Raw genomic sequence first — 17,681 nt, 5'->3', positions numbered from 1 at the left:
CCCCGTCGCGAGCTTCCCTCCAGTAGGGAACAACCGCAGCGCCCCTTCCTCGCCGGCTCCGCCGTGTTCCGCTCGAGCACGCGTTGCTGTCGCAGGTGGGGTGCACCGGGCCGCAAGGCCCATCCCACGACCACGTCAGTGGGACCGGTCTGTGCCAACGGGCGCGACACGCCCGACCGCGTGGACCGGGCACCGTGACACCTGAACAGGGGCGGAAAGCGCGGTCTGGGTCCCCTTCGGGCCCACCGGTAAGGCACCCGCACCGCAGCGGTACGAGAAGAGGAACGGCAAGCCACCATGGCGGGACAGAAGATCCGCATCCGGCTCAAGGCCTACGACCACGAGGCGATCGACGCGTCCGCGCGCAAGATCGTCGAGACCGTGACGCGCACCGGCGCTCGGGTCGTCGGGCCGGTGCCGCTGCCCACCGAGAAGAACGTCTACTGCGTCATCCGCTCGCCGCACAAGTACAAGGACTCGCGCGAGCACTTCGAGATGCGTACGCACAAGCGTCTGATCGACATCCTCGACCCCACGCCGAAGACGGTGGACGCGCTCATGCGCATCGACCTGCCGGCCAGCGTCGACGTCAACATCCAGTAAGGCTGTGCGGAGAGCAAGGACCCATGTCTGACAGGCAAGTCAAGGGGATCCTGGGCACCAAGCTCGGCATGACCCAGGTCTTCGACGAGAACAACCGGGTCGTCCCGGTGACCGTCGTGAAGGCGGGGCCGTGCGTGGTCACCCAGATCCGCACCCAGGAGAAGGACGGCTACTCGGCCGTGCAGTTCGCCTTCGGCGACATCGACCCGCGCAAGGTCAACAAGCCGAAGAAGGGCCACTTCGAGAAGGCCGGCGTGACCCCACGCCGCCACCTCGCGGAGCTGCGCACCACCGACGCCGGGGAGTACGAGCTCGGCCAGGAGATCACCGCCGAGGTGTTCGAGGCCGGTGCCCTGGTCGACGTGGTCGGCACCAGCAAGGGCAAGGGCTTCGCCGGTGTCATGAAGCGGCACGGCTTCGGCGGTCTGGGCGCCAGCCACGGCACCCAGCGCAAGCACCGCTCGCCCGGTTCCATCGGCGGCTGCGCCACGCCGGGCCGCGTGTTCAAGGGCGTGCGCATGGCCGGTCGCATGGGCCACGAGCGCGTCACCACGCAGAACCTGAAGGTGCACCAGGTCGACGGCGAGTCCGGCCTGCTGCTGATCAAGGGCGCGGTGCCCGGCCCCAAGGGCGGGCTCGTGTTCGTCAAGACCGCTGCGAAGGGTGGTGCGCGATGACCGCGATCGAGATCCGCACCCCGGACGGCAAGGCCGAGGGCACCGTCGAGCTGCCCGCCGACGTCTTCGACGTCCAGGCCAACATCCCGCTGATGCACCAGGTCGTGGTGGCGCAGGAGGCGGCCGCCCGGCAGGGCACGCACGACACCAAGTCCCGCGGCGAGGTCCGCGGCGGTGGTAAGAAGCCGTACCGGCAGAAGGGCACCGGTCGCGCCCGCCAGGGCTCGATCCGCGCCCCGCAGTTCACCGGCGGTGGCACGGTGCACGGCCCGACGCCGCGCAACTACAGCCAGCGGACCCCGAAGAAGATGAAGGTCGCCGCGCTGCGTGGCGCCCTGTCCGACCGGGCCCGGGCCGGCCGCGTGCACGTGGTCTCCGGCGTCGTCGGGGGGGACAAGCCCTCGACCAAGGCCGCCAAGGAGACGCTGGCCAAGGTCACCGAGGCCAGGCGGGTGCTCGTGGTGCTCAGCCGTGCCGAGGAGATCGCCTGGCTGAGCCTGCGCAACCTGCCGAACGTGCACCTGATCCACCCGGACCAGCTCAACACCTACGACGTGCTGGTCAACGACGACGTGGTGTTCACCAAGGACGCGTTCAACCTGTTCCTGGCCGGGCCGGTCCGCGGCCGGGCCGCCAAGGGCAGCGCGCGCTCCGGTGAGCTGGAGGAGGCGGCGAAGTGATCCCCGACCCGCGTGACGTGATCCTCGCGCCGGTGATCTCCGAGAAGTCCTACGGGCTGCTCGAGGAGAACAAGTACACCTTCATGGTGCACCCGGAGGCGAACAAGACCGAGATCAAGATCGCGGTCGAGAAGATTTTCGGGGTGAAGGTCGTGGCGGTGAACACGCTCAACCGCCAGGGCAAGCGCAAGCGGACCCGGATGGGTTTCGGGAAGCGCAAGGACACCAAGCGCGCCATCGTGACGCTCTCCCCGGAGAGCAAGCCGATCGAGATCTTCGGCGGCCCGGCCGCGTGAGCGGCTGAGTCGGTCGAGACGCAAGGACGACGAGGACTGCTGCAGACATGGGCATCCGCAAGTACAAGCCGACGACGCCGGGCCGTCGTGGCGCGAGCGTGTCCGACTTCGCCGAGATCACCCGGTCTCACCCGGAGAAGTCGCTGGTCCGCCCCCTGACCAAGTCGGGCGGCCGGAACGCGCGCGGCAAGATCACCACCCGGCACCGGGGCGGTGGGCACAAGCGGGCCTACCGCGTGATCGACTTCCGGCGGGCGGACAAGGACGGCGTGCCGGCCAAGGTCGCGCACATCGAGTACGACCCGAACCGCACCGCGCGCATCGCGCTGCTGCACTACGCCGACGGCGAGAAGCGCTACATCATCGCCCCGAACCAGCTCCGCCAGGGTGACCGGGTGGAGAACGGTCCGCGGGCCGACATCAAGCCGGGCAACAACCTGCCGCTGCGCAACATCCCGGTCGGCACCGTGGTGCACGCCATCGAGCTGCGCCCGGGCGGTGGCGCCAAGATCGCCCGCTCGGCCGGCTCCAGCGTGCAGCTGGTCGCCAAGGAGGGCATGTACGCCCAGCTGCGGATGCCCTCGGGCGAGATCCGCAACGTGGACGTGCGCTGCCGCGCCACCGTGGGCGAGGTGGGCAACGCCGAGCACCAGAACATCAACTGGGGCAAGGCCGGCCGCATGCGGTGGAAGGGCAAGCGCCCGACCGTCCGCGGTGTGGCCATGAACCCGGTCGACCACCCGCACGGTGGTGGTGAGGGCAAGACCTCGGGTGGCCGTCACCCGGTCAACCCGAAGGGCAAGCCCGAGGGTCGGACGCGTCGCAAGGGCAAGCCCAGCGACCGCCTGATCGTCCGGCGCCGTCGCACCGGTAAGAAGCGCTGAGCAGGGAGGGAGTGAAGGATGCCGCGCAGCCTGAAGAAGGGCCCCTTCGTCGATGACCACCTGCTCAAGAAGGTGGACGCGCTGAACGAGAAGGGTGCCAAGCAGGTCATCAAGACCTGGTCCCGCCGTTCCACGATCATCCCGGACATGCTGGGGCACACGATCGCGGTGCACGACGGCCGCAAGCACGTCCCGGTGTTCGTCACCGAGGCCATGGTCGGGCACAAGCTGGGCGAGTTCGCCCCGACCCGCACCTTCAAGGGCCACGTCAAGGAAGACCGCAAGTCGCGCCGCCGCTGAGCGGGCCGTGACTGGAACCAAGAAGCAAGGGGTTAGCAGCGATGGGTAACACCGACGCCGGCGCGGAGGAGCTGCCGCGCGCCGTGGCGCGGGCCCGCTACGTCCGCATGACGCCGATGAAGGTGCGTCGCGTGGTCGAGCTGATCAAGGGCCGTAACGCCCGCGAGGCCCTGAGCGTGCTCCAGTTCGCGCCGCAGGCCGCCAGCGGTCCGGTCGCGAAGGTGCTCGCCAGCGCCATGGCCAACGCCGAGAACAACCTCGACCTCGACCCGGAGACCCTGTGGATCTCCCAGGCGTACGTGGACGAGGGGCCGACGCTGAAGCGGATCCGCCCGCGGGCCCAGGGCCGGGCGTACCGGATCCGCAAGCGGACCAGCCACATCACCGTCGAGGTCGAGTCCCGTCCGGTCGAGAAGGCCGGAACGGCGAAGGCCCGTAAGACCAGCGCGAAGGGAAGTGCCCGGTAGTGGGTCAGAAGATCAACCCGCACGGCTTCCGGCTGGGGATCACCACGGATTGGAAGTCCCGCTGGTACGCCGACAAGCAGTACTCGGAGTACGTGGCGGAGGACGTCAAGATCCGCCGCATGCTGTCGAAGGGCATGGAGCGCGCCGGGATCTCCAAGGTGGAGATCGAGCGCACCCGGGACCGCGTCCGGGTGGACATCTTCACCGCCCGTCCGGGCATCGTGATCGGCCGCCGCGGCGCGGAGGCCGACCGGATCCGCGGCGCGCTGGAGAAGCTGACCGGCAAGCAGGTCCAGCTCAACATCCTCGAGGTGAAGAACTCCGAGGCGGACGCGCAGCTGGTGGCCCAGGGTGTGGCCGAGCAGCTGTCCAACCGGGTCTCCTTCCGGCGCGCGATGCGCAAGGCCATCCAGTCGGCCATGCGGTCGCCGCAGGTCAAGGGCATCCGGGTGCAGTGTTCGGGCCGGCTGGGCGGCGCCGAGATGTCCCGCTCGGAGTTCTACCGCGAGGGCCGGGTGCCGCTGCACACGCTGCGCGCGGACATCGACTACGGCATCTTCGAGGCCCGCACCACGTTCGGCCGTATCGGCGTGAAGGTGTGGATCTACAAGGGTGAGCTCGTGGGTGGGCTCAAGGCCCGGGAGACCGCCGCCGAGTCCCGGCCGCCGCGGCGCGAGCGCGGGGAGCGGGGCGAGCGCGGCGAGCGGCGTCGCCGCTCCGGTGCCTCCGGCACCACGGCGACGAGCACCGAGGCCGGCCGGGCCGCTGCCCAGCAGCAGAGCACGGCGCAGGACGCCGCGGCCGCCGGTGCCCCGGCCGAGGGCAAGCCGGCCGCGGCAGAGAAGACGGAGGGCTGAGTAGTGCTCATCCCGCGGAAGGTCAAGCACCGCAAGCAGCACTCCCCGAGCCGCAGGGGTGCGGCCAAGGGCGGCACGCGTGTGGTGTTCGGCGAGTACGGAATCCAGGCGCTCGAGCCGGCCTACGTGACGAACCGGCAGATCGAGTCCGCCCGTATCGCCATCACCCGGCACATTCGCCGTGGCGGCAAGGTCTGGATCAACATCTTCCCGGACCGCCCGCTGACCAAGAAGCCGGCCGAGACCCGGATGGGTTCCGGTAAGGGCTCGCCGGAGCACTGGGTGGCCAACGTCAAGCCCGGTCGGGTGCTCTTCGAGATGAGCTTCCCGAACGAGACCGTGGCCCGCGAGGCGCTGCGCCGCGCGATCCACAAGCTTCCGATGAAGTGCCGCATCGTCACGCGTGAGGGTGGTGAGTTCTGATGGCAGCGGGTACCACCGCCGCTGAGCTGCGTGAGCTCACCGATGAGGAGCTCGTGCTGCGTCTGAAGGAGGCCAAGGAGGAGCTGTTCAACCTCCGCTTCCAGATGGCCACCGGGCAGCTCGACAACAACCGCCGGCTGCGGACCGTCCGGCACGACATCGCCCGCATCTACACCGTGATGCGGGAGCGTGAGCTGGGCCTGTCCGTGACCCCGGCTGAGGGTGAGGGTGCGGCGTGAGCGAGAACAAGGGCGAGAAGACCGTGACCCGGAACCGTCGCAAGGTCCGCGAGGGCTACGTCGTGTCCGACAAGATGGACAAGACGATCGTGGTGCAGCTCGAGGACCGCAAGAAGCACCCGCTGTACGGCAAGGTCATGCGCTCCACCTCCAAGGTGAAGGCGCACGACGAGGGCAACGTTGCCGGCGTCGGTGACCGCGTGCTGCTGATGGAGACCCGCCCGCTGTCGGCGACCAAGCGCTGGCGGCTGGTGGAGATCCTCGAGAAGGCTAGGTAACACTGAAGGACCGCGCACGTCCAGGTCGGAAATCTGGCGTGCCAGCAAGGGTCGGGAGTTGACGTGATCCAGCAGGAGTCGCGACTGCGCGTCGCCGACAACACCGGTGCGAAGGAGATCCTTTGCATCCGGGTGCTCGGTGGTTCGGCGCGGCGCTACGCGGGCATCGGCGACATCATCGTCGCCACTGTCAAGGACGCCATTCCGGGCGCCGGCGTGAAGAAGGGCGACGTGGTCAAGGCCGTCGTCGTCCGCACCGCCAAGGAGAGGCGCCGCCCGGACGGCTCCTACATCCGGTTCGACGAGAACGCCGCCGTTCTCATCAAGAACGACAACGAGCCGCGGGGCACCCGCATCTTCGGGCCGGTCGGCCGGGAGCTGCGCGAGAAGAAGTTCATGAAGATCATCTCGCTCGCGCCGGAGGTGCTGTGATGAAGGTGAAGAAGGGCGACACGGTCGTCGTCATCGCCGGCAAGGACAAGGGCGCCAAGGGCAAGGTCATCCAGGCCTACCCCAAGGAGCAGCGGGTCTTGGTCGAGGGCGTGAACCGCATCAAGAAGCACACCCGGGTCTCGCGCACCCAGCGCGGTGCGCAGTCCGGCGGCATCGTGACCCAGGAGGCCACGATCCACGTGAGCAACGTGATGGTCGTGGACTCCGACGGCAAGCCGACCCGGGTCGGGTACCGCACGAACGACGAGGGGAAGCGCGTCCGCATTTCCCGTCGGAACGGTAAGGACATCTGAGCATGACCACGGCTGAGAAGATCGTTCCGCGGCTGAAGACCCGGTACCGCGAGGAGATCAAGAAGGCCCTGCGGGAGGAGTTCGCCTACTCCAACCCCATGCAGGTCCCGGGTGTGGTCAAGGTCGTCGTGAACATGGGCGTCGGCGACGCCGCCCGCGACGGCAAGCTGATCGAGGGCGCGGTGCGCGACCTGTCGGTGATCACCGGCCAGCGGCCGGAGATCCGCCGGGCCAAGAAGTCCATCGCGCAGTTCAAGCTGCGCGAGGGCATGCCGATCGGCGCGCGGGTGACGCTGCGCGGCGACCGTATGTGGGAGTTCCTGGACCGGCTGCTGACCATCGCGCTGCCCCGTATCCGCGACTTCCGCGGCCTGTCGGCCAAGCAGTTCGACGGCAACGGCAACTACACGTTCGGCCTGAGCGAGCAGTCGATGTTCCACGAGATCGACCCCGACTCGATCGACCGCCCGCGCGGCATGGACATCACCGTCGTCACCACCGCCACCACCGACGAGGAGGGCCGGGCGCTGCTGAAGCACCTGGGCTTCCCGTTCAAGGAGAACTGAGCATGGCGAAGAAGGCGCTGATCAACAAGGCCGCGCGGAAGCCGAAGTTCAGGGTTCGCGGCTACACGCGGTGCAACCGCTGCGGGCGCCCGCACTCGGTCTACCGCAAGTTCGGCCTGTGCCGGGTGTGCCTGCGCGAGATGGCGCACCGCGGCGAGCTCCCCGGCGTGAGCAAGTCGAGCTGGTAACAGGTTCGCTCGCCATGCCCTGCTCAAGGACCCCCACTTCGCTGTAGGCCCCACCGAAGGGGAACCGCGGCGAGAAAGGTTGATTAGGTCACCATGACGATGACCGACCCGGTCGCAGACATGCTGACGCGTCTGCGCAACGCGAACGCGGCGTACCACGACGAGGTCGTGATGCCGCACTCCAAGCTCAAGGCGAACATTGCCGAGATCCTGCAGCGCGAGGGCTACATCGCCGGCTTCCGCGCCGAGCAGGGCGAGAAGGGCAAGAACCTGGTCGTCGAGCTGAAGTACGGCCCCAACCGGGAGCGGAGCATCGCCGGCCTGCGCCGCGTGTCCAAGCCCGGCCTGCGGGTCTACGCCAAGTCCACCACCCTGCCCAGGGTGCTCGGTGGGCTGGGCGTGGCGATCATCTCCACGTCGTCCGGCCTGCTGACCGACCGGCAGGCCTCGAAGCAGGGTGTGGGCGGGGAAGTCCTCGCCTACGTCTGGTGAGGAAGGGGGAACAAGGCATGTCGCGCGTTGGTAAGCAGCCGATCCCCGTTCCCGCCGGCGTGGAGGTCACGATCGACGGGCAGCAGGTGACGGTGAAGGGCCCCAAGGGCAGCCTGAGCCACACCGTGAACGAGCCGATCGTGGTCGAGCGTGGCGAGGACGGCGCGCTGCTGGTGAGCCGGCCCGACGACGAGCGCAAGAGCCGCGCGTTGCACGGGCTGAACCGCACGCTGCTGAACAACCTCGTCGTCGGGGTCAGCCAGGGCTACGAGAAGAAGCTGGAGATCCACGGCGTCGGCTACCGCGTGCAGCTCAAGGGCGGCTCCCTGGAGTTCGCGCTGGGCTTCAGCCACCCGGTCAAGGTCGACCCGCCGGAGGGCATCACCTTCGCGGTCGAGGGCACGACGAAGTTCTCCGTGCAGGGCATCGACAAGCAGCTTGTCGGCGAGGTTGCGGCCAACATCCGCAAGATCCGCAAGCCGGAACCGTACAAGGGCAAGGGTGTGCGGTACGCGGGCGAGAACGTCCGCCGCAAGGTCGGGAAGACGGGTAAGTGAGCATGAGCGAGACCACTGCTACGAAGCGCCGCCCCGTCGGCAAGGGTGTCTCCCAGGCGCGTCGCGAGGCCCGGATCAAGCGGCACAACCGGATCCGCAAGCACGTCAGCGGAACCCCGGAGCGGCCGCGGCTGGCGGTGTTCCGCTCCACGCGGCACATCGTCGCCCAGCTGATCGACGACACCAAGGGGCACACCCTGGCGGCGGCCTCCAGCCTGGAGGCCGACGTGAAGACGGTCTCCGGCGACAAGAAGGCCAAGGCGGCCAAGGTCGGCGAGCTGGTTGCCGCCCGCGCCAAGGCCGCGGGTGTCTCCCGGGTCGTGTTCGACCGGGGCGGCTTCGACTACCACGGCCGGGTCGCCGCGCTGGCGGACGCCGCGCGCGAGGCGGGGCTGGAGTTCTGATCGTGCACGTTTTCAAGGTCCAGACCACCGGAAGGGACGCCTAATGCCTGGACGCATGCGTCGTGACGGCGAGCGCGGCGAGCGCCGCGACCGTCGGGACGGTGGCCGCGGCGGGGCGGCCCAGGAGAAGACCCCGCACATCGAGCGCGTCGTGTCGATCAACCGCGTCGCCAAGGTCGTCAAGGGTGGCCGGCGGTTCAGCTTCACCGCGCTGGTCGTCGTCGGCGACGGTGACGGCCTGGTCGGCGTCGGCTACGGCAAGGCCAAGGAGGTGCCGGCCGCGATCGCCAAGGGCGTGGAGGAAGCCAAGAAGAACTTCTTCCGCGTGCCGCGGATCGCCGGCACCATCCCGCACCCGGTGGAGGCGCGGGACGCCGCCGGCCAGGTGCTGCTCCGCCCGGCCGCCCCCGGTACCGGTGTCATCGCCGGTGGCCCGGTGCGTGCCGTGCTGGAGTGCGCGGGTGTGCACGACGTGCTGAGCAAGTCGCTGGGTAGCGACAACGCCATCAACATCGTGCACGCCACCGTGGCCGCCCTGAAGCAGCTGCAGCGCCCGGAGGAGGTGGCGGCCCGCCGTGGCCTGCCGCTGGAGGACGTGGCGCCGGCCGGTCTGCTGCGGGCCCGAGCCGCAGGGCAGGGGGCGTGAACGCGATGGCGAAGCTGAAGGTCACCCAGGTGCGCAGCACCATCGGCACCAAGCAGAACCAGCGCGCCTCGCTGCGCACGCTGGGCCTGCGCAAGATCCGCCAGTCCGTCGTGCGTGAGGACACGCCGCAGGTGCGCGGCCTGATCCACACCGTCCGGCACCTGGTGGCGGTCGAGGAGGTCAGCGACTGATGACCATCAAGATCCACCACCTGCGCCCGGCCCCCGGCGCCAAGACCGCCAAGACCCGCGTGGGTCGCGGTGAGGGCTCCAAGGGCAAGACCGCCGGTCGCGGTACGAAGGGAACCAAGGCCCGCAAGAACGTGCCGGCCGGGTTCGAGGGTGGGCAGATGCCCATCCACATGCGGCTGCCGAAGCTCAAGGGCTTCAAGAACCGGTTCCGCGTGGAGTACCAGGTCGTCAACGTCGGCGACATCGCCCGGCTGTTCCCGCAGGGCGGCACCGTCGACGTGGACGCGCTGGTCGCCGCGGGCGCGGTCCGCAGGAACAAGCCGGTGAAGGTCCTCGGCGAGGGCGAGCTGGGTGGCGTGAAGGTCGACGTGACCGCGCACGCCTTCTCCAGCAGCGCGGCGGAGAAGATCTCCGCCGCCGGTGGCACCGTCACCAAGCTCCGACCGACGGCCTGACCGCGAGGCCGGGAGCGAGTGAGCATCGCACCGGAAAGGTGCGGAGCGAGCACCCGGCCGAGCGGTCGAACCAAGGCCACGGTCGGCTGGCACCCGCCAGGCCCGGCGCACGCCTCGCGCGTGTGCCGGGCCTTGGTGTGTTTTGTGCGCGCCGCCGACGATGGCGCGGCCCAGCCGGACGGCGGTGGCGTCTTTTCGCCGCCGGGGGCGCGGCGTGTGCGCCTGTTGCGAGGCGCAGTGGGACCAAAGGAAGACCCCCGCTTCAACACGACCTCATTTCGTCCCGTGTGTCTGGAAAGCGCAGCACCGGACGCGGGCGGGCATCGTGCGGTGGCATGACCGGAAGGGCCGCGATCGACCGGCACGTCGGCCCGCTCGTGGTGCCCGTGCCCCAGCTTCGTTTCACTGTGGGTGACGCCCCGGGGCTCCGGCCGGGTCTGCTCGCCCGCTCGATCTTTCGATCGCATCCGGATTTCGACCAGGCCCTCCGACGGAGGGCCAGCCGGCGCGAGTTGTCGGCAAGTTTTGTGAATTGTGGGAGCGCCGCGGCCGGCTCCGGCCCGCGCTCTGATAGAGATGAGGGCAAGGCCAGGTCACCGGGCCACGGACCGCATTGGCCGCCGTATCGGGGTGACCCAGGTCTCCTCCTCCCGGGGGATGCGGGGCTGTTCGAACCCGACCGGCGCAGGCCGTGGCCCCGGTCCTTGCTGTTAGAGTCGTCAGCGCGCTTCGCCCCGTAGCGGGCGGGCGCGTCCGGCTTGCCCGCCAGGCCGCCCCAGACTGCGAACCGACCGCCGGCCCGCGCGCCGGCCCAGCCGTCTTCACCGGTCAGCCACCGGTGATGCCGAGGAGGTACCGCGTGCTCAGCGCCTTCCGGTCGGCTCTTGCGACGCCGGATCTGCGTCGCAAGATCCTGTTCACCCTCGGGATCGTCGTGGTGTACCGGCTGGGCTCCACGATGCCGGCGCCTGGCGTGTCGTTCAAGAACGTCAGGGAGTGCGCCGCCCAGGTCGAGTCGAGCGGTATCTACTCGCTGATCAACCTGTTCAGCGGCGGCGCGCTCCTGCAGCTCTCGGTCTTCGCGCTCACCGTGATGCCCTACATCACGGCGAGCATCATCGTGCAGCTGCTCACCGTGGTCATCCCGCGGTTCGAGCAGCTGAAGAAGGAGGGCCAGGCCGGGCAGGGCAAGCTCACCCAGTACACCCGGTACCTGACCATCGCGCTGGCGGTCCTGCAGTCGACCGGTGTGGTGGCCCTGGCCGTGCGCGGCCAGCTCTTCCAGAACTGCAGCGTTCCGGTCATTCCGGACCAGTCGGTGTTCAGCCTGGTCGTCATCGTCATCACCATGACGGCGGGCACCGCGCTCATCATGTGGCTGGGCGAGCTGATCACCGAGCGCGGCGTGGGTAACGGCATGTCGCTGCTGATCTTCAGCGGCATCGCCGCCCGGCTGGTGCCCGAGGGCGGCAACATCCTCCGCGGCCAGGGTGGCGTCGTCTTCGCCGTGGTCTGTGTGTTCGGCCTCGCCATCATCGCCAGCGTCGTCTTTGTCGAGCAGGGCCAGCGCCGGATCCCGGTGCAGTACGCCAAGCGCATGATCGGGCGCCGGATGTACGGCGGGACCTCCACCTACCTGCCGTTGAAGGTCAACCAGGCGGGCGTGATCCCGGTCATCTTCGCCTCGTCGCTGCTGTACCTGCCGCAGCTGGTGTCCCAGCTGGCCGCCTCCCCGACCGGCGAGGTCTCCGAGTGGCGCCGGTTCATCGACACCTACCTGGTCAATCAGTCGAACTGGGTGCACATCTCGATGTACTTCGGGCTGATTGTCTTCTTCACGTACTTCTACGTCGCCGTCACGTTCAACCCGGACGAGCGGGCCGACGAGATGAAGAAGTTCGGCGGATTCATCCCCGGTATCCGGCCCGGCCGGCCGACCTCGGAGTACCTGGGCTTCGTGTTGAACCGCATCACGCTGCCAGGCTCGATTTACCTGGGTACCGTGGCGGTCCTACCGAACTTCTTCCTGGACATGACCGGGGGAGGCGGGGCGCAGAACTTCCCGTTCGGCGGCACCGCGGTCCTGATCATGGTCGGGGTGGGCCTCGACACCGTGAAGCAGATCGAGAGCCAGCTGATGCAGCGCAACTACGAAGGGTTCCTCCGCTAGTGCGACTCGTTCTGATCGGCCCGCCGGGGGCGGGCAAGGGCACCCAGGCGGCGGTGCTGAGCGAGAAGCTCGGCATCCCGCACATCTCGACCGGCGAGCTGTTCCGCAGCAACGTGGGCCAGCGCACCCCGCTGGGCCTGGAGGCCAAGCAGTACCTCGACGCCGGCGAGCTGGTGCCCGACGCCGTCACCAACCGGATGGTCGAACAGCGGCTGGCGGAACCCGACGCGCGGGCCGGCTTCCTGCTCGACGGCTTCCCCCGCAACACCGCGCAGGCGGAGGTGCTGGCTGGGGTCCTGGCGGGCGGGGGCACCCGGCTGGACGCCGTGCTGGAGTTCGACGTGCCCGAGGACGTCGTGGTGGAGCGGCTGCTGGCCCGCGGCCGGTCCGACGACACCGAGGACGTGATCCGGCGCCGGCAGCAGATCTACCGGTCGGAGACGGCCCCGCTGCTGGAGTACTACCAGGACATCCTGATCACCATCGACGCCGTCGGCGCGGTGGAGGAGATCAGCGAGCGCGCGCTCAAGGCCCTGCGCGCAAACGAGGCGTGAGCCGGGGCTCGTGGTGTTGCGACGCGGACGCGGTATCGAGCTCAAGAGCGCCGGTGAGCTGGCGGCCATGCGGGCCGCCGGCCTGGTGGTGGCGCGGGCGCTGGCGGCGGTGGCCGAGCACGCCAAGCCCGGGGTGAGCACCGGCGAGCTGGACGAGCTGGCCGAACAGACCATCCGGGACGCCGGTGCGGTGCCCTCGTTCCAGGGCTACCAGGGCTTCCCGGCCTCCATCTGCGCCTCGGTGAACGAGCAGATCGTGCACGGCATCCCCAGCCGGGCGCAGGTGCTCGCCGAGGGTGACCTGCTGTCGGTGGACTGCGGGGCGATCCTGGACGACTGGCACGGCGACTCGGCGGTGACGCTGGCGGTGGGCGAGGTCGGCGCGGGCGACCGCAAGCTGTCCGCGGCGACCCGGGAGTCCATGCTGGCCGGGATCGCGGCGGTGCGAGCGGGCGGTCGGCTGACCGACATCTCGCACGCCATCGAGACGGCGGTGCACGCCGCGGCGGAGCGGGACGGCATCGAGTACGGGATCGTGCAGGAGTACGGCGGGCACGGGATCGGCAGCCGGATGCACATGGAGCCGTTCCTGCCCAACTACGGCAAGCCGGGCCGGGGTCCCAAGCTGCGGGTGGGGATGGCGATCGCCATCGAGCCGATGCTGACCCTGGGCTCGCCGGAGACCCAGGAGCTGGACGACGAGTGGACGGTGGTCACGGTCGACGGCTCCCGCGCGGCCCACTGGGAGCACAGCGTGGCCGTCACCGAGGACGGGCCCTGGGTGCTCACGGCCCCCGAAGAGGACTGAGCCCGGCCAGCTCCCGGGTCGCTGGGCGCTGGGCCGTCCGGCCAGGGGCCGGCGAACATGCGCGTGGTCTTGGTCGGCCTCGGTGGCCGGTTCTGTCGTTCGGTCTCCGGTTGGGCACCTGACCTGGCAGGATCACCCGGGTGAGTGACCTGGTGCACCCGGACGACCAGCGCGTCTCCGACGCCGACCGGAAGGCGATGCAGGACACGCTGCGGCAGGCACACGAGGCGGGCCTGATCGACCTGGCCGAGTTCGACGACCGGACCCGCGTGGCATGGGCCGCCCGGACCCGGCGCGAGCTGAACCGGCTGCTCGCCGACCTGCCCGCGGCGTGGCGGGACCGGCGGCCGGCCCGCAACCCCGGCCGCACCGCGATGAAGGTCCTGGCCATCATCTGGGCGGCGCTGAGCGCGGTGAACCTGACCATCTGGGTCCTGGTCGGGATCACGGTCGAGTGGGTCCACCCCTGGTGGGTGTGGGTGGCCGGGCCACCGGGCGCGGTCCTCGCGGTGCTGTGGGGGATCGGGATCGGCCGGAAACGCGGCCCGGAAGGGCCCCGCCCTCTTCCGTAACGCCGTTAAGCCGAGCTCGCCCGGCAGCAGAGCGCCGCGTCGGGCCGCGCGGCCACCCGGCGGCTCCCCGCCCGAGGCCACCGATTGCCCCGCCGATTACGTTCCGTGACGAAAGTCCATCGCTGGTCGGGGTGGGGGCCGATTTGGTGGCCGGGGCGAGCTGTGCCTACACTGGCTTGTCGGCGCGTACCCTGCGCCGGTTCCGTCGTGCGCGTTGCACCCGCATCTCGTGACGTTTCCGGAGCCGGAGCGGCGTGCGCCCACCACTCTGCCCCGCCCCCGGTGGGGTCGGGTGTGACCCTACTCGCACCGTCACGAAACGCGGAGGACATGGGCAAGAAGGACGGGGCCATCGAGGTCGAGGGCCGCGTGATCGAGCCGCTACCCAACGCGATGTTCCGCGTCGAGTTGGAGAACGGACACAAGGTCCTCGCACACATCAGCGGCAAGATGCGGCAGCACTACATCCGCATCCTGCCGGAGGACCGGGTAGTCGTGGAGCTCTCGCCCTACGACCTGTCTCGCGGCCGCATCGTCTACCGCTACAAGTGACCGCAGTGACGTTCTTGGTGCCCGGGCCCGGCCCGGGCACGCGGCCCAGCAGGAGATCACGACCGTGAAGGTCCAGCCGAGCGTCAAGAAGATCTGCGACAAGTGCAAGGTGATCCGGCGGCACGGCCGGGTCATGGTGATCTGCGAGAACCTGCGCCACAAGCAGCGCCAGGGCTGATCACCGGCCTTGCCGCGTCGGGGTCTTCACCAGGACGCTGCAATGTGACAAGACCTCCCCGCACCTACCGGGCCCGCCAGGGCCCGACCAACCCCCGGTCTCCAGGCCGGGGCCCGGGACACCGACCAGGAGTCGGTACGGCAGGCGCGCCGCTCCCGGGGCGGGCGGGGAGCAGACCTGGAGCAGGCAGAAGAAGGAGAACGCGCCACATGGCACGGGTTTCCGGCGTCGACCTCCCCCGCGAGAAGCGGATGGAGATCGCGCTGACCTACATCTTCGGGATCGGCAAGACCCGGTCCAAGGAGATCCTGACCGCCACCGGTATCAACCCGGACCTGCGCGCCAGGGACCTGACCGACGACGACGTCACCAAGCTGCGTGACTTCATCGAGAACAACTACAAGGTTGAGGGTGACCTCCGCCGCGAGGTCCAGGCCGACATCCGCCGGAAGATCGAGATCGGGTGCTACCAGGGCCTGCGGTGGCGCCGCGGGCTCCCGGTGCGTGGCCAGCGGACGAAGACCAACGCCCGCACCCGCAAGGGCCCGAAGAAGACCGTCGCCGGCAAGAAGAAGGCCGGGAAGAAGTAGCCCCGCAGGCTTAGGAGAGCACCGCAGATATGCCACCGAAGTCTCGCTCCGGTGCCGGCGTCAAGAAGGTCCGGCGCAAGGAGAAGAAGAACGTCACGCACGGCCACGCCCACATCAAGAGCACGTTCAACAACACCATCGTGTCCATCACGGACCCGACCGGGAACGTGATCTCCTGGGCCTCCGCCGGCCACGTCGGGTTCAAGGGCTCCCGCAAGTCCACCCCGTTCGCCGCGCAGATGGCCGCCGAGAACGCCGCGCGCAAGGCCGCCGAGCACGGCATGCGCAAGGTCGACGTGTTCGTCAAGGGCCCCGGCTCGGGTCGCGAGACCGCGATCCGCTCGCTGCAGGCCGCCGGCCTCGAGGTCGGCACCATCCAGGACGTGACCCCGCAGCCGCACAACGGCTGCCGGCCGCCGAAGCGGCGCCGGGTCTGAGGCGCGGGGAGGAGTAGCTACCAATGGCTCGTTACACCGGACCCATCACCCGCAAGTCCCGCCGGCTCAAGGTCGACCTGGTCGGCGGCGACCAGGCCTTCGAGCGTCGCCCCTACCCGCCGGGCCAGCACGGCCGCGCGCGGACCAAGGAGAGCGAGTACCTGCTGCAGAAGCAGGAGAAGCAGAAGGCCCGCTTCACCTACGGCGTCCTGGAGCGGCAGTTCCGCCGGTACTACGAGGAGGCGGTGCGCCGCCCCGGCAAGACCGGTGAGAACCTGCTGCGGATCCTGGAGACCCGGCTGGACAACGTGGTCTACCGCGCCGGCCTGGCCCGTACCCGCCGGCAGGCCCGACAGCTGGTCAGCCACGGCCACTTCCTGGTCAACGGGCAGAAGGTGAACATCCCCAGCTACCGGGTGTCGCAGTACGACCTCATCGACGTCAAGCCCAAGTCGCTGAAGACGCTGCCGTTCGTGGCGGCCAAGGAGGCGCTGGGCGAGCGGCCGGTTCCGGCCTGGCTGCAGGTCGTGCCGTCGAACCTGCGCATCCTGGTGCACCAGCTCCCGGAGCGCGCGCAGATCGACGTGCCGGTCCAGGAGCAGCTCATCGTCGAGCTCTACTCGAAGTGACCCGACCCGGGGGAGGCGGCCGTCCGGCCCGCCTCCCCCGGCGCCGGGTCGGCACGGCACGAAGGGTGTGCCGTCGCCCCGCGGGAGTCGCCGGGACGCGTTCCCGGCTCCTCCCGCCGCCATCCGTCGGCGTCATATGGCGGGCGCCGGTAGGAAAGGAAGAAGACAGTGCTGATCTCCCAGCGACCCACGCTGACCGAGGAGCCGGTCAACGAGACCCGCTCCCGGTTCGTCATCGAGCCGCTCGAGCCGGGCTTCGGTTACACGCTCGGTAACTCGCTGCGGCGTACGCTGCTGTCCTCCATCCCGGGCGCGGCCGTGACCAGCATCCGCATCGACGGCGTGCTGCACGAGTTCACCACCGTGCCGGGGGTCAAGGAGGACGTCACCGACATCATCCTCAACCTCAAGGAGCTCGTGGTCAGCTCCGAGGAGGACGAGCCGGTGACCATGTACCTGCGCAAGCAGGGCCCGGGAGAGGTCACCGCCGGCGACATCGTGCCGCCGGCCGGCGTCACCGTGCACAACCCGGACCTGCACATCGCGAGCCTGAACGCGAAGGGCAAGCTGGAGATCGAGCTCGTCGTCGAGCGCGGCCGCGGCTACGTCCCCGCCGTGCAGAACAAGCAGGCGGGCGCCGAGATCGGCCGGGTCCCGGTGGACTCGATCTACTCGCCGGTGCTGAAGGTGACCTACAAGGTCGAGGCGACCCGTGTCGAGCAGCGGACCGACTTCGACAAGCTGATCCTCGACGTGGAGACCAAGCCCTCGATCACGCCGCGGGACGCGCTGGCCTCGGCCGGCAAGACCCTGGTCGAGCTGTTCGGCCTGGCGCGCGAGCTGAACGTGGACGCCGAGGGCATCGAGATCGGCCCGTCGCCGGCCGAGGCGGACACCATCGCCGCGTTCGCCATGCCGATCGAGGACCTCGACCTGACGGTGCGCTCCTACAACTGCCTCAAGCGGGAGGGCATCCACACCGTCGGCGAGCTGGTCTCGCGCAGCGAGGCCGACCTGCTGGACATCCGCAACTTCGGCGCGAAGTCGATCGACGAGGTCAAGATGAAGCTGGCCGGCCTGGGCCTGGCGCTCAAGGACAGCCCGCCCGGGTTCGACCCGACCGCGGCCGCCTCCGAGTACCCGACGGAGGGCTGGTCGGCGCCGGCCAGCGGCACCACCGACCACGGCAACGACGACGGTCACGACTACGCGGAGACGGAGCAGCTCTGACGCGTGGCCGCC

Annotated in this window: 31 protein-coding genes; all 31 read left to right on the top strand. The window is 69.6% G+C overall.

The genetic code is table 11. The features are described 5' to 3' along the window. The first annotated feature begins 297 nt into the window (after window positions 1-297). Entirely contained in the window at window positions 298-603 is a 306-nt protein-coding gene (gene rpsJ, locus IEY55_RS11450) for a 30S ribosomal protein S10 (protein ID WP_003938093.1), read from the top strand. 23 nt (window positions 604-626) lie between these two features. After that, on the top strand, window positions 627-1,280 hold the full coding sequence (rplC, locus tag IEY55_RS11445) for a 50S ribosomal protein L3 (protein ID WP_189056879.1): 654 nt from the start codon (window positions 627-629) through the stop codon (window positions 1,278-1,280). Continuing rightward, a complete protein-coding gene (gene rplD / locus IEY55_RS11440) occupies window positions 1,277-1,960 on the top strand; it encodes a 50S ribosomal protein L4 (RefSeq protein WP_189056878.1) in 684 nt (227 codons plus the stop codon). The genes rplC and rplD overlap by 4 nt, the downstream gene beginning before the upstream one ends. After that, window positions 1,957-2,256: a 50S ribosomal protein L23 gene (gene rplW, locus IEY55_RS11435; protein ID WP_229686273.1), complete on the top strand. Its 300-nt coding sequence runs from the start codon at window positions 1,957-1,959 to the stop codon at window positions 2,254-2,256. Before rplD ends, rplW begins: the two co-directional genes overlap by 4 nt. Before the next feature lie 47 nt (window positions 2,257-2,303). Further along, window positions 2,304-3,140: a 50S ribosomal protein L2 gene (gene rplB, locus IEY55_RS11430; RefSeq protein ID WP_189056876.1), complete on the top strand. Its 837-nt coding sequence runs from the start codon at window positions 2,304-2,306 to the stop codon at window positions 3,138-3,140. Between the two features lie 18 nt (window positions 3,141-3,158). Then, the gene (rpsS, locus tag IEY55_RS11425) at window positions 3,159-3,440 is read left to right on the top strand and encodes a 30S ribosomal protein S19 (RefSeq protein WP_189056874.1); all 282 of its coding nucleotides are present in this window, start codon (window positions 3,159-3,161) and stop codon (window positions 3,438-3,440) included. Window positions 3,441-3,481: 41 nt separating this feature from the next. Next, window positions 3,482-3,907 carry a 50S ribosomal protein L22 gene (rplV, locus tag IEY55_RS11420; protein WP_189056872.1) on the top strand — a complete coding sequence of 142 codons (426 nt, stop codon included), beginning with the start codon at window positions 3,482-3,484 and terminating at the stop codon, window positions 3,905-3,907. Further along, window positions 3,907-4,764 carry a 30S ribosomal protein S3 gene (rpsC, locus tag IEY55_RS11415; protein ID WP_189056870.1) on the top strand — a complete coding sequence of 286 codons (858 nt, stop codon included), beginning with the start codon at window positions 3,907-3,909 and terminating at the stop codon, window positions 4,762-4,764. Before rplV ends, rpsC begins: the two co-directional genes overlap by 1 nt. A 3-nt stretch (window positions 4,765-4,767) precedes the next feature. Then, complete coding sequence (gene rplP, locus IEY55_RS11410; protein WP_189056868.1) at window positions 4,768-5,187, top strand: 50S ribosomal protein L16; 420 nt, start codon at window positions 4,768-4,770, stop codon at window positions 5,185-5,187. Beyond that, complete coding sequence (gene rpmC, locus IEY55_RS11405) at window positions 5,187-5,426, top strand: 50S ribosomal protein L29 (protein WP_189056866.1); 240 nt, start codon at window positions 5,187-5,189, stop codon at window positions 5,424-5,426. The genes rplP and rpmC overlap by 1 nt, the downstream gene beginning before the upstream one ends. Beyond that, window positions 5,423-5,704 carry a 30S ribosomal protein S17 gene (gene rpsQ, locus IEY55_RS11400; protein ID WP_268239297.1) on the top strand — a complete coding sequence of 94 codons (282 nt, stop codon included), beginning with the start codon at window positions 5,423-5,425 and terminating at the stop codon, window positions 5,702-5,704. The genes rpmC and rpsQ overlap by 4 nt, the downstream gene beginning before the upstream one ends. Before the next feature lie 63 nt (window positions 5,705-5,767). Next, window positions 5,768-6,136 (top strand): 50S ribosomal protein L14, encoded by a 369-nt coding sequence (gene rplN / locus IEY55_RS11395; protein WP_189056864.1) that lies wholly within the window; start codon window positions 5,768-5,770, stop codon window positions 6,134-6,136. Continuing rightward, entirely contained in the window at window positions 6,136-6,450 is a 315-nt protein-coding gene (rplX, locus tag IEY55_RS11390; RefSeq protein ID WP_189056862.1) for a 50S ribosomal protein L24, read from the top strand. Before rplN ends, rplX begins: the two co-directional genes overlap by 1 nt. 2 nt (window positions 6,451-6,452) lie before the next feature. Then, on the top strand, window positions 6,453-7,016 hold the full coding sequence (rplE, locus tag IEY55_RS11385; RefSeq protein WP_189056860.1) for a 50S ribosomal protein L5: 564 nt from the start codon (window positions 6,453-6,455) through the stop codon (window positions 7,014-7,016). A 2-nt stretch (window positions 7,017-7,018) separates the two neighbouring features. Further along, a complete protein-coding gene (locus IEY55_RS11380; RefSeq protein WP_189056858.1) occupies window positions 7,019-7,204 on the top strand; it encodes a type Z 30S ribosomal protein S14 in 186 nt (61 codons plus the stop codon). Window positions 7,205-7,297: 93 nt separating this feature from the next. Next, the gene (gene rpsH, locus IEY55_RS11375; protein ID WP_189056856.1) at window positions 7,298-7,696 is read left to right on the top strand and encodes a 30S ribosomal protein S8; all 399 of its coding nucleotides are present in this window, start codon (window positions 7,298-7,300) and stop codon (window positions 7,694-7,696) included. A 17-nt stretch (window positions 7,697-7,713) separates the two neighbouring features. Then, complete coding sequence (rplF, locus tag IEY55_RS11370) at window positions 7,714-8,253, top strand: 50S ribosomal protein L6 (protein WP_189056854.1); 540 nt, start codon at window positions 7,714-7,716, stop codon at window positions 8,251-8,253. Between the two features lie 2 nt (window positions 8,254-8,255). Then, window positions 8,256-8,657, top strand: a complete 402-nt coding sequence (gene rplR, locus IEY55_RS11365) for a 50S ribosomal protein L18 (RefSeq protein ID WP_189056852.1) — start codon at window positions 8,256-8,258, stop codon at window positions 8,655-8,657. 43 nt (window positions 8,658-8,700) lie between these two features. Further along, window positions 8,701-9,303, top strand: coding sequence for a 30S ribosomal protein S5 (gene rpsE, locus IEY55_RS11360; protein WP_189056851.1), 603 nt, complete (start codon window positions 8,701-8,703; stop codon window positions 9,301-9,303). Window positions 9,304-9,308: 5 nt separating this feature from the next. Beyond that, entirely contained in the window at window positions 9,309-9,494 is a 186-nt protein-coding gene (rpmD, locus tag IEY55_RS11355; protein ID WP_189057119.1) for a 50S ribosomal protein L30, read from the top strand. Further along, window positions 9,494-9,949, top strand: a complete 456-nt coding sequence (gene rplO, locus IEY55_RS11350; RefSeq protein WP_189056849.1) for a 50S ribosomal protein L15 — start codon at window positions 9,494-9,496, stop codon at window positions 9,947-9,949. Before rpmD ends, rplO begins: the two co-directional genes overlap by 1 nt. Before the next feature lie 859 nt (window positions 9,950-10,808). Further along, a complete protein-coding gene (gene secY / locus IEY55_RS11345) occupies window positions 10,809-12,119 on the top strand; it encodes a preprotein translocase subunit SecY (protein WP_189056847.1) in 1,311 nt (436 codons plus the stop codon). Further along, window positions 12,119-12,673, top strand: coding sequence for an adenylate kinase (locus tag IEY55_RS11340; protein WP_189056845.1), 555 nt, complete (start codon window positions 12,119-12,121; stop codon window positions 12,671-12,673). The genes secY and IEY55_RS11340 overlap by 1 nt, the downstream gene beginning before the upstream one ends. A gap of 13 nt (window positions 12,674-12,686) precedes the next feature. After that, complete coding sequence (gene map, locus IEY55_RS11335; RefSeq protein ID WP_189057117.1) at window positions 12,687-13,481, top strand: type I methionyl aminopeptidase; 795 nt, start codon at window positions 12,687-12,689, stop codon at window positions 13,479-13,481. 140 nt (window positions 13,482-13,621) lie between these two features. Then, the gene (locus tag IEY55_RS11330) at window positions 13,622-14,053 is read left to right on the top strand and encodes a DUF1707 SHOCT-like domain-containing protein (protein WP_189056843.1); all 432 of its coding nucleotides are present in this window, start codon (window positions 13,622-13,624) and stop codon (window positions 14,051-14,053) included. 330 nt (window positions 14,054-14,383) lie between these two features. Next, on the top strand, window positions 14,384-14,605 hold the full coding sequence (gene infA, locus IEY55_RS11325) for a translation initiation factor IF-1 (RefSeq protein WP_009948665.1): 222 nt from the start codon (window positions 14,384-14,386) through the stop codon (window positions 14,603-14,605). Between the two features lie 64 nt (window positions 14,606-14,669). Beyond that, complete coding sequence (gene rpmJ / locus IEY55_RS11320) at window positions 14,670-14,783, top strand: 50S ribosomal protein L36 (RefSeq protein WP_010148647.1); 114 nt, start codon at window positions 14,670-14,672, stop codon at window positions 14,781-14,783. A gap of 209 nt (window positions 14,784-14,992) precedes the next feature. Then, the gene (rpsM, locus tag IEY55_RS11315; protein WP_189056841.1) at window positions 14,993-15,373 is read left to right on the top strand and encodes a 30S ribosomal protein S13; all 381 of its coding nucleotides are present in this window, start codon (window positions 14,993-14,995) and stop codon (window positions 15,371-15,373) included. Window positions 15,374-15,402: 29 nt separating this feature from the next. After that, window positions 15,403-15,810, top strand: a complete 408-nt coding sequence (gene rpsK, locus IEY55_RS11310) for a 30S ribosomal protein S11 (protein ID WP_189056839.1) — start codon at window positions 15,403-15,405, stop codon at window positions 15,808-15,810. 23 nt (window positions 15,811-15,833) lie between these two features. Further along, on the top strand, window positions 15,834-16,439 hold the full coding sequence (gene rpsD / locus IEY55_RS11305; protein WP_189056837.1) for a 30S ribosomal protein S4: 606 nt from the start codon (window positions 15,834-15,836) through the stop codon (window positions 16,437-16,439). Between the two features lie 168 nt (window positions 16,440-16,607). Beyond that, window positions 16,608-17,669: a DNA-directed RNA polymerase subunit alpha gene (locus tag IEY55_RS11300; protein ID WP_189056836.1), complete on the top strand. Its 1,062-nt coding sequence runs from the start codon at window positions 16,608-16,610 to the stop codon at window positions 17,667-17,669. The last annotated feature ends 12 nt before the right edge of the window (window positions 17,670-17,681 follow it).

This window comes from Longimycelium tulufanense (assembly GCF_014645795.1).
In the GTDB taxonomy this organism is placed as follows: Bacteria; Actinomycetota; Actinomycetes; order Mycobacteriales; family Pseudonocardiaceae; genus Longimycelium; species Longimycelium tulufanense.
Note: the sequence above shows the minus strand (reverse complement) of the source record. Positions and strands in the feature narration are given on the sequence as shown.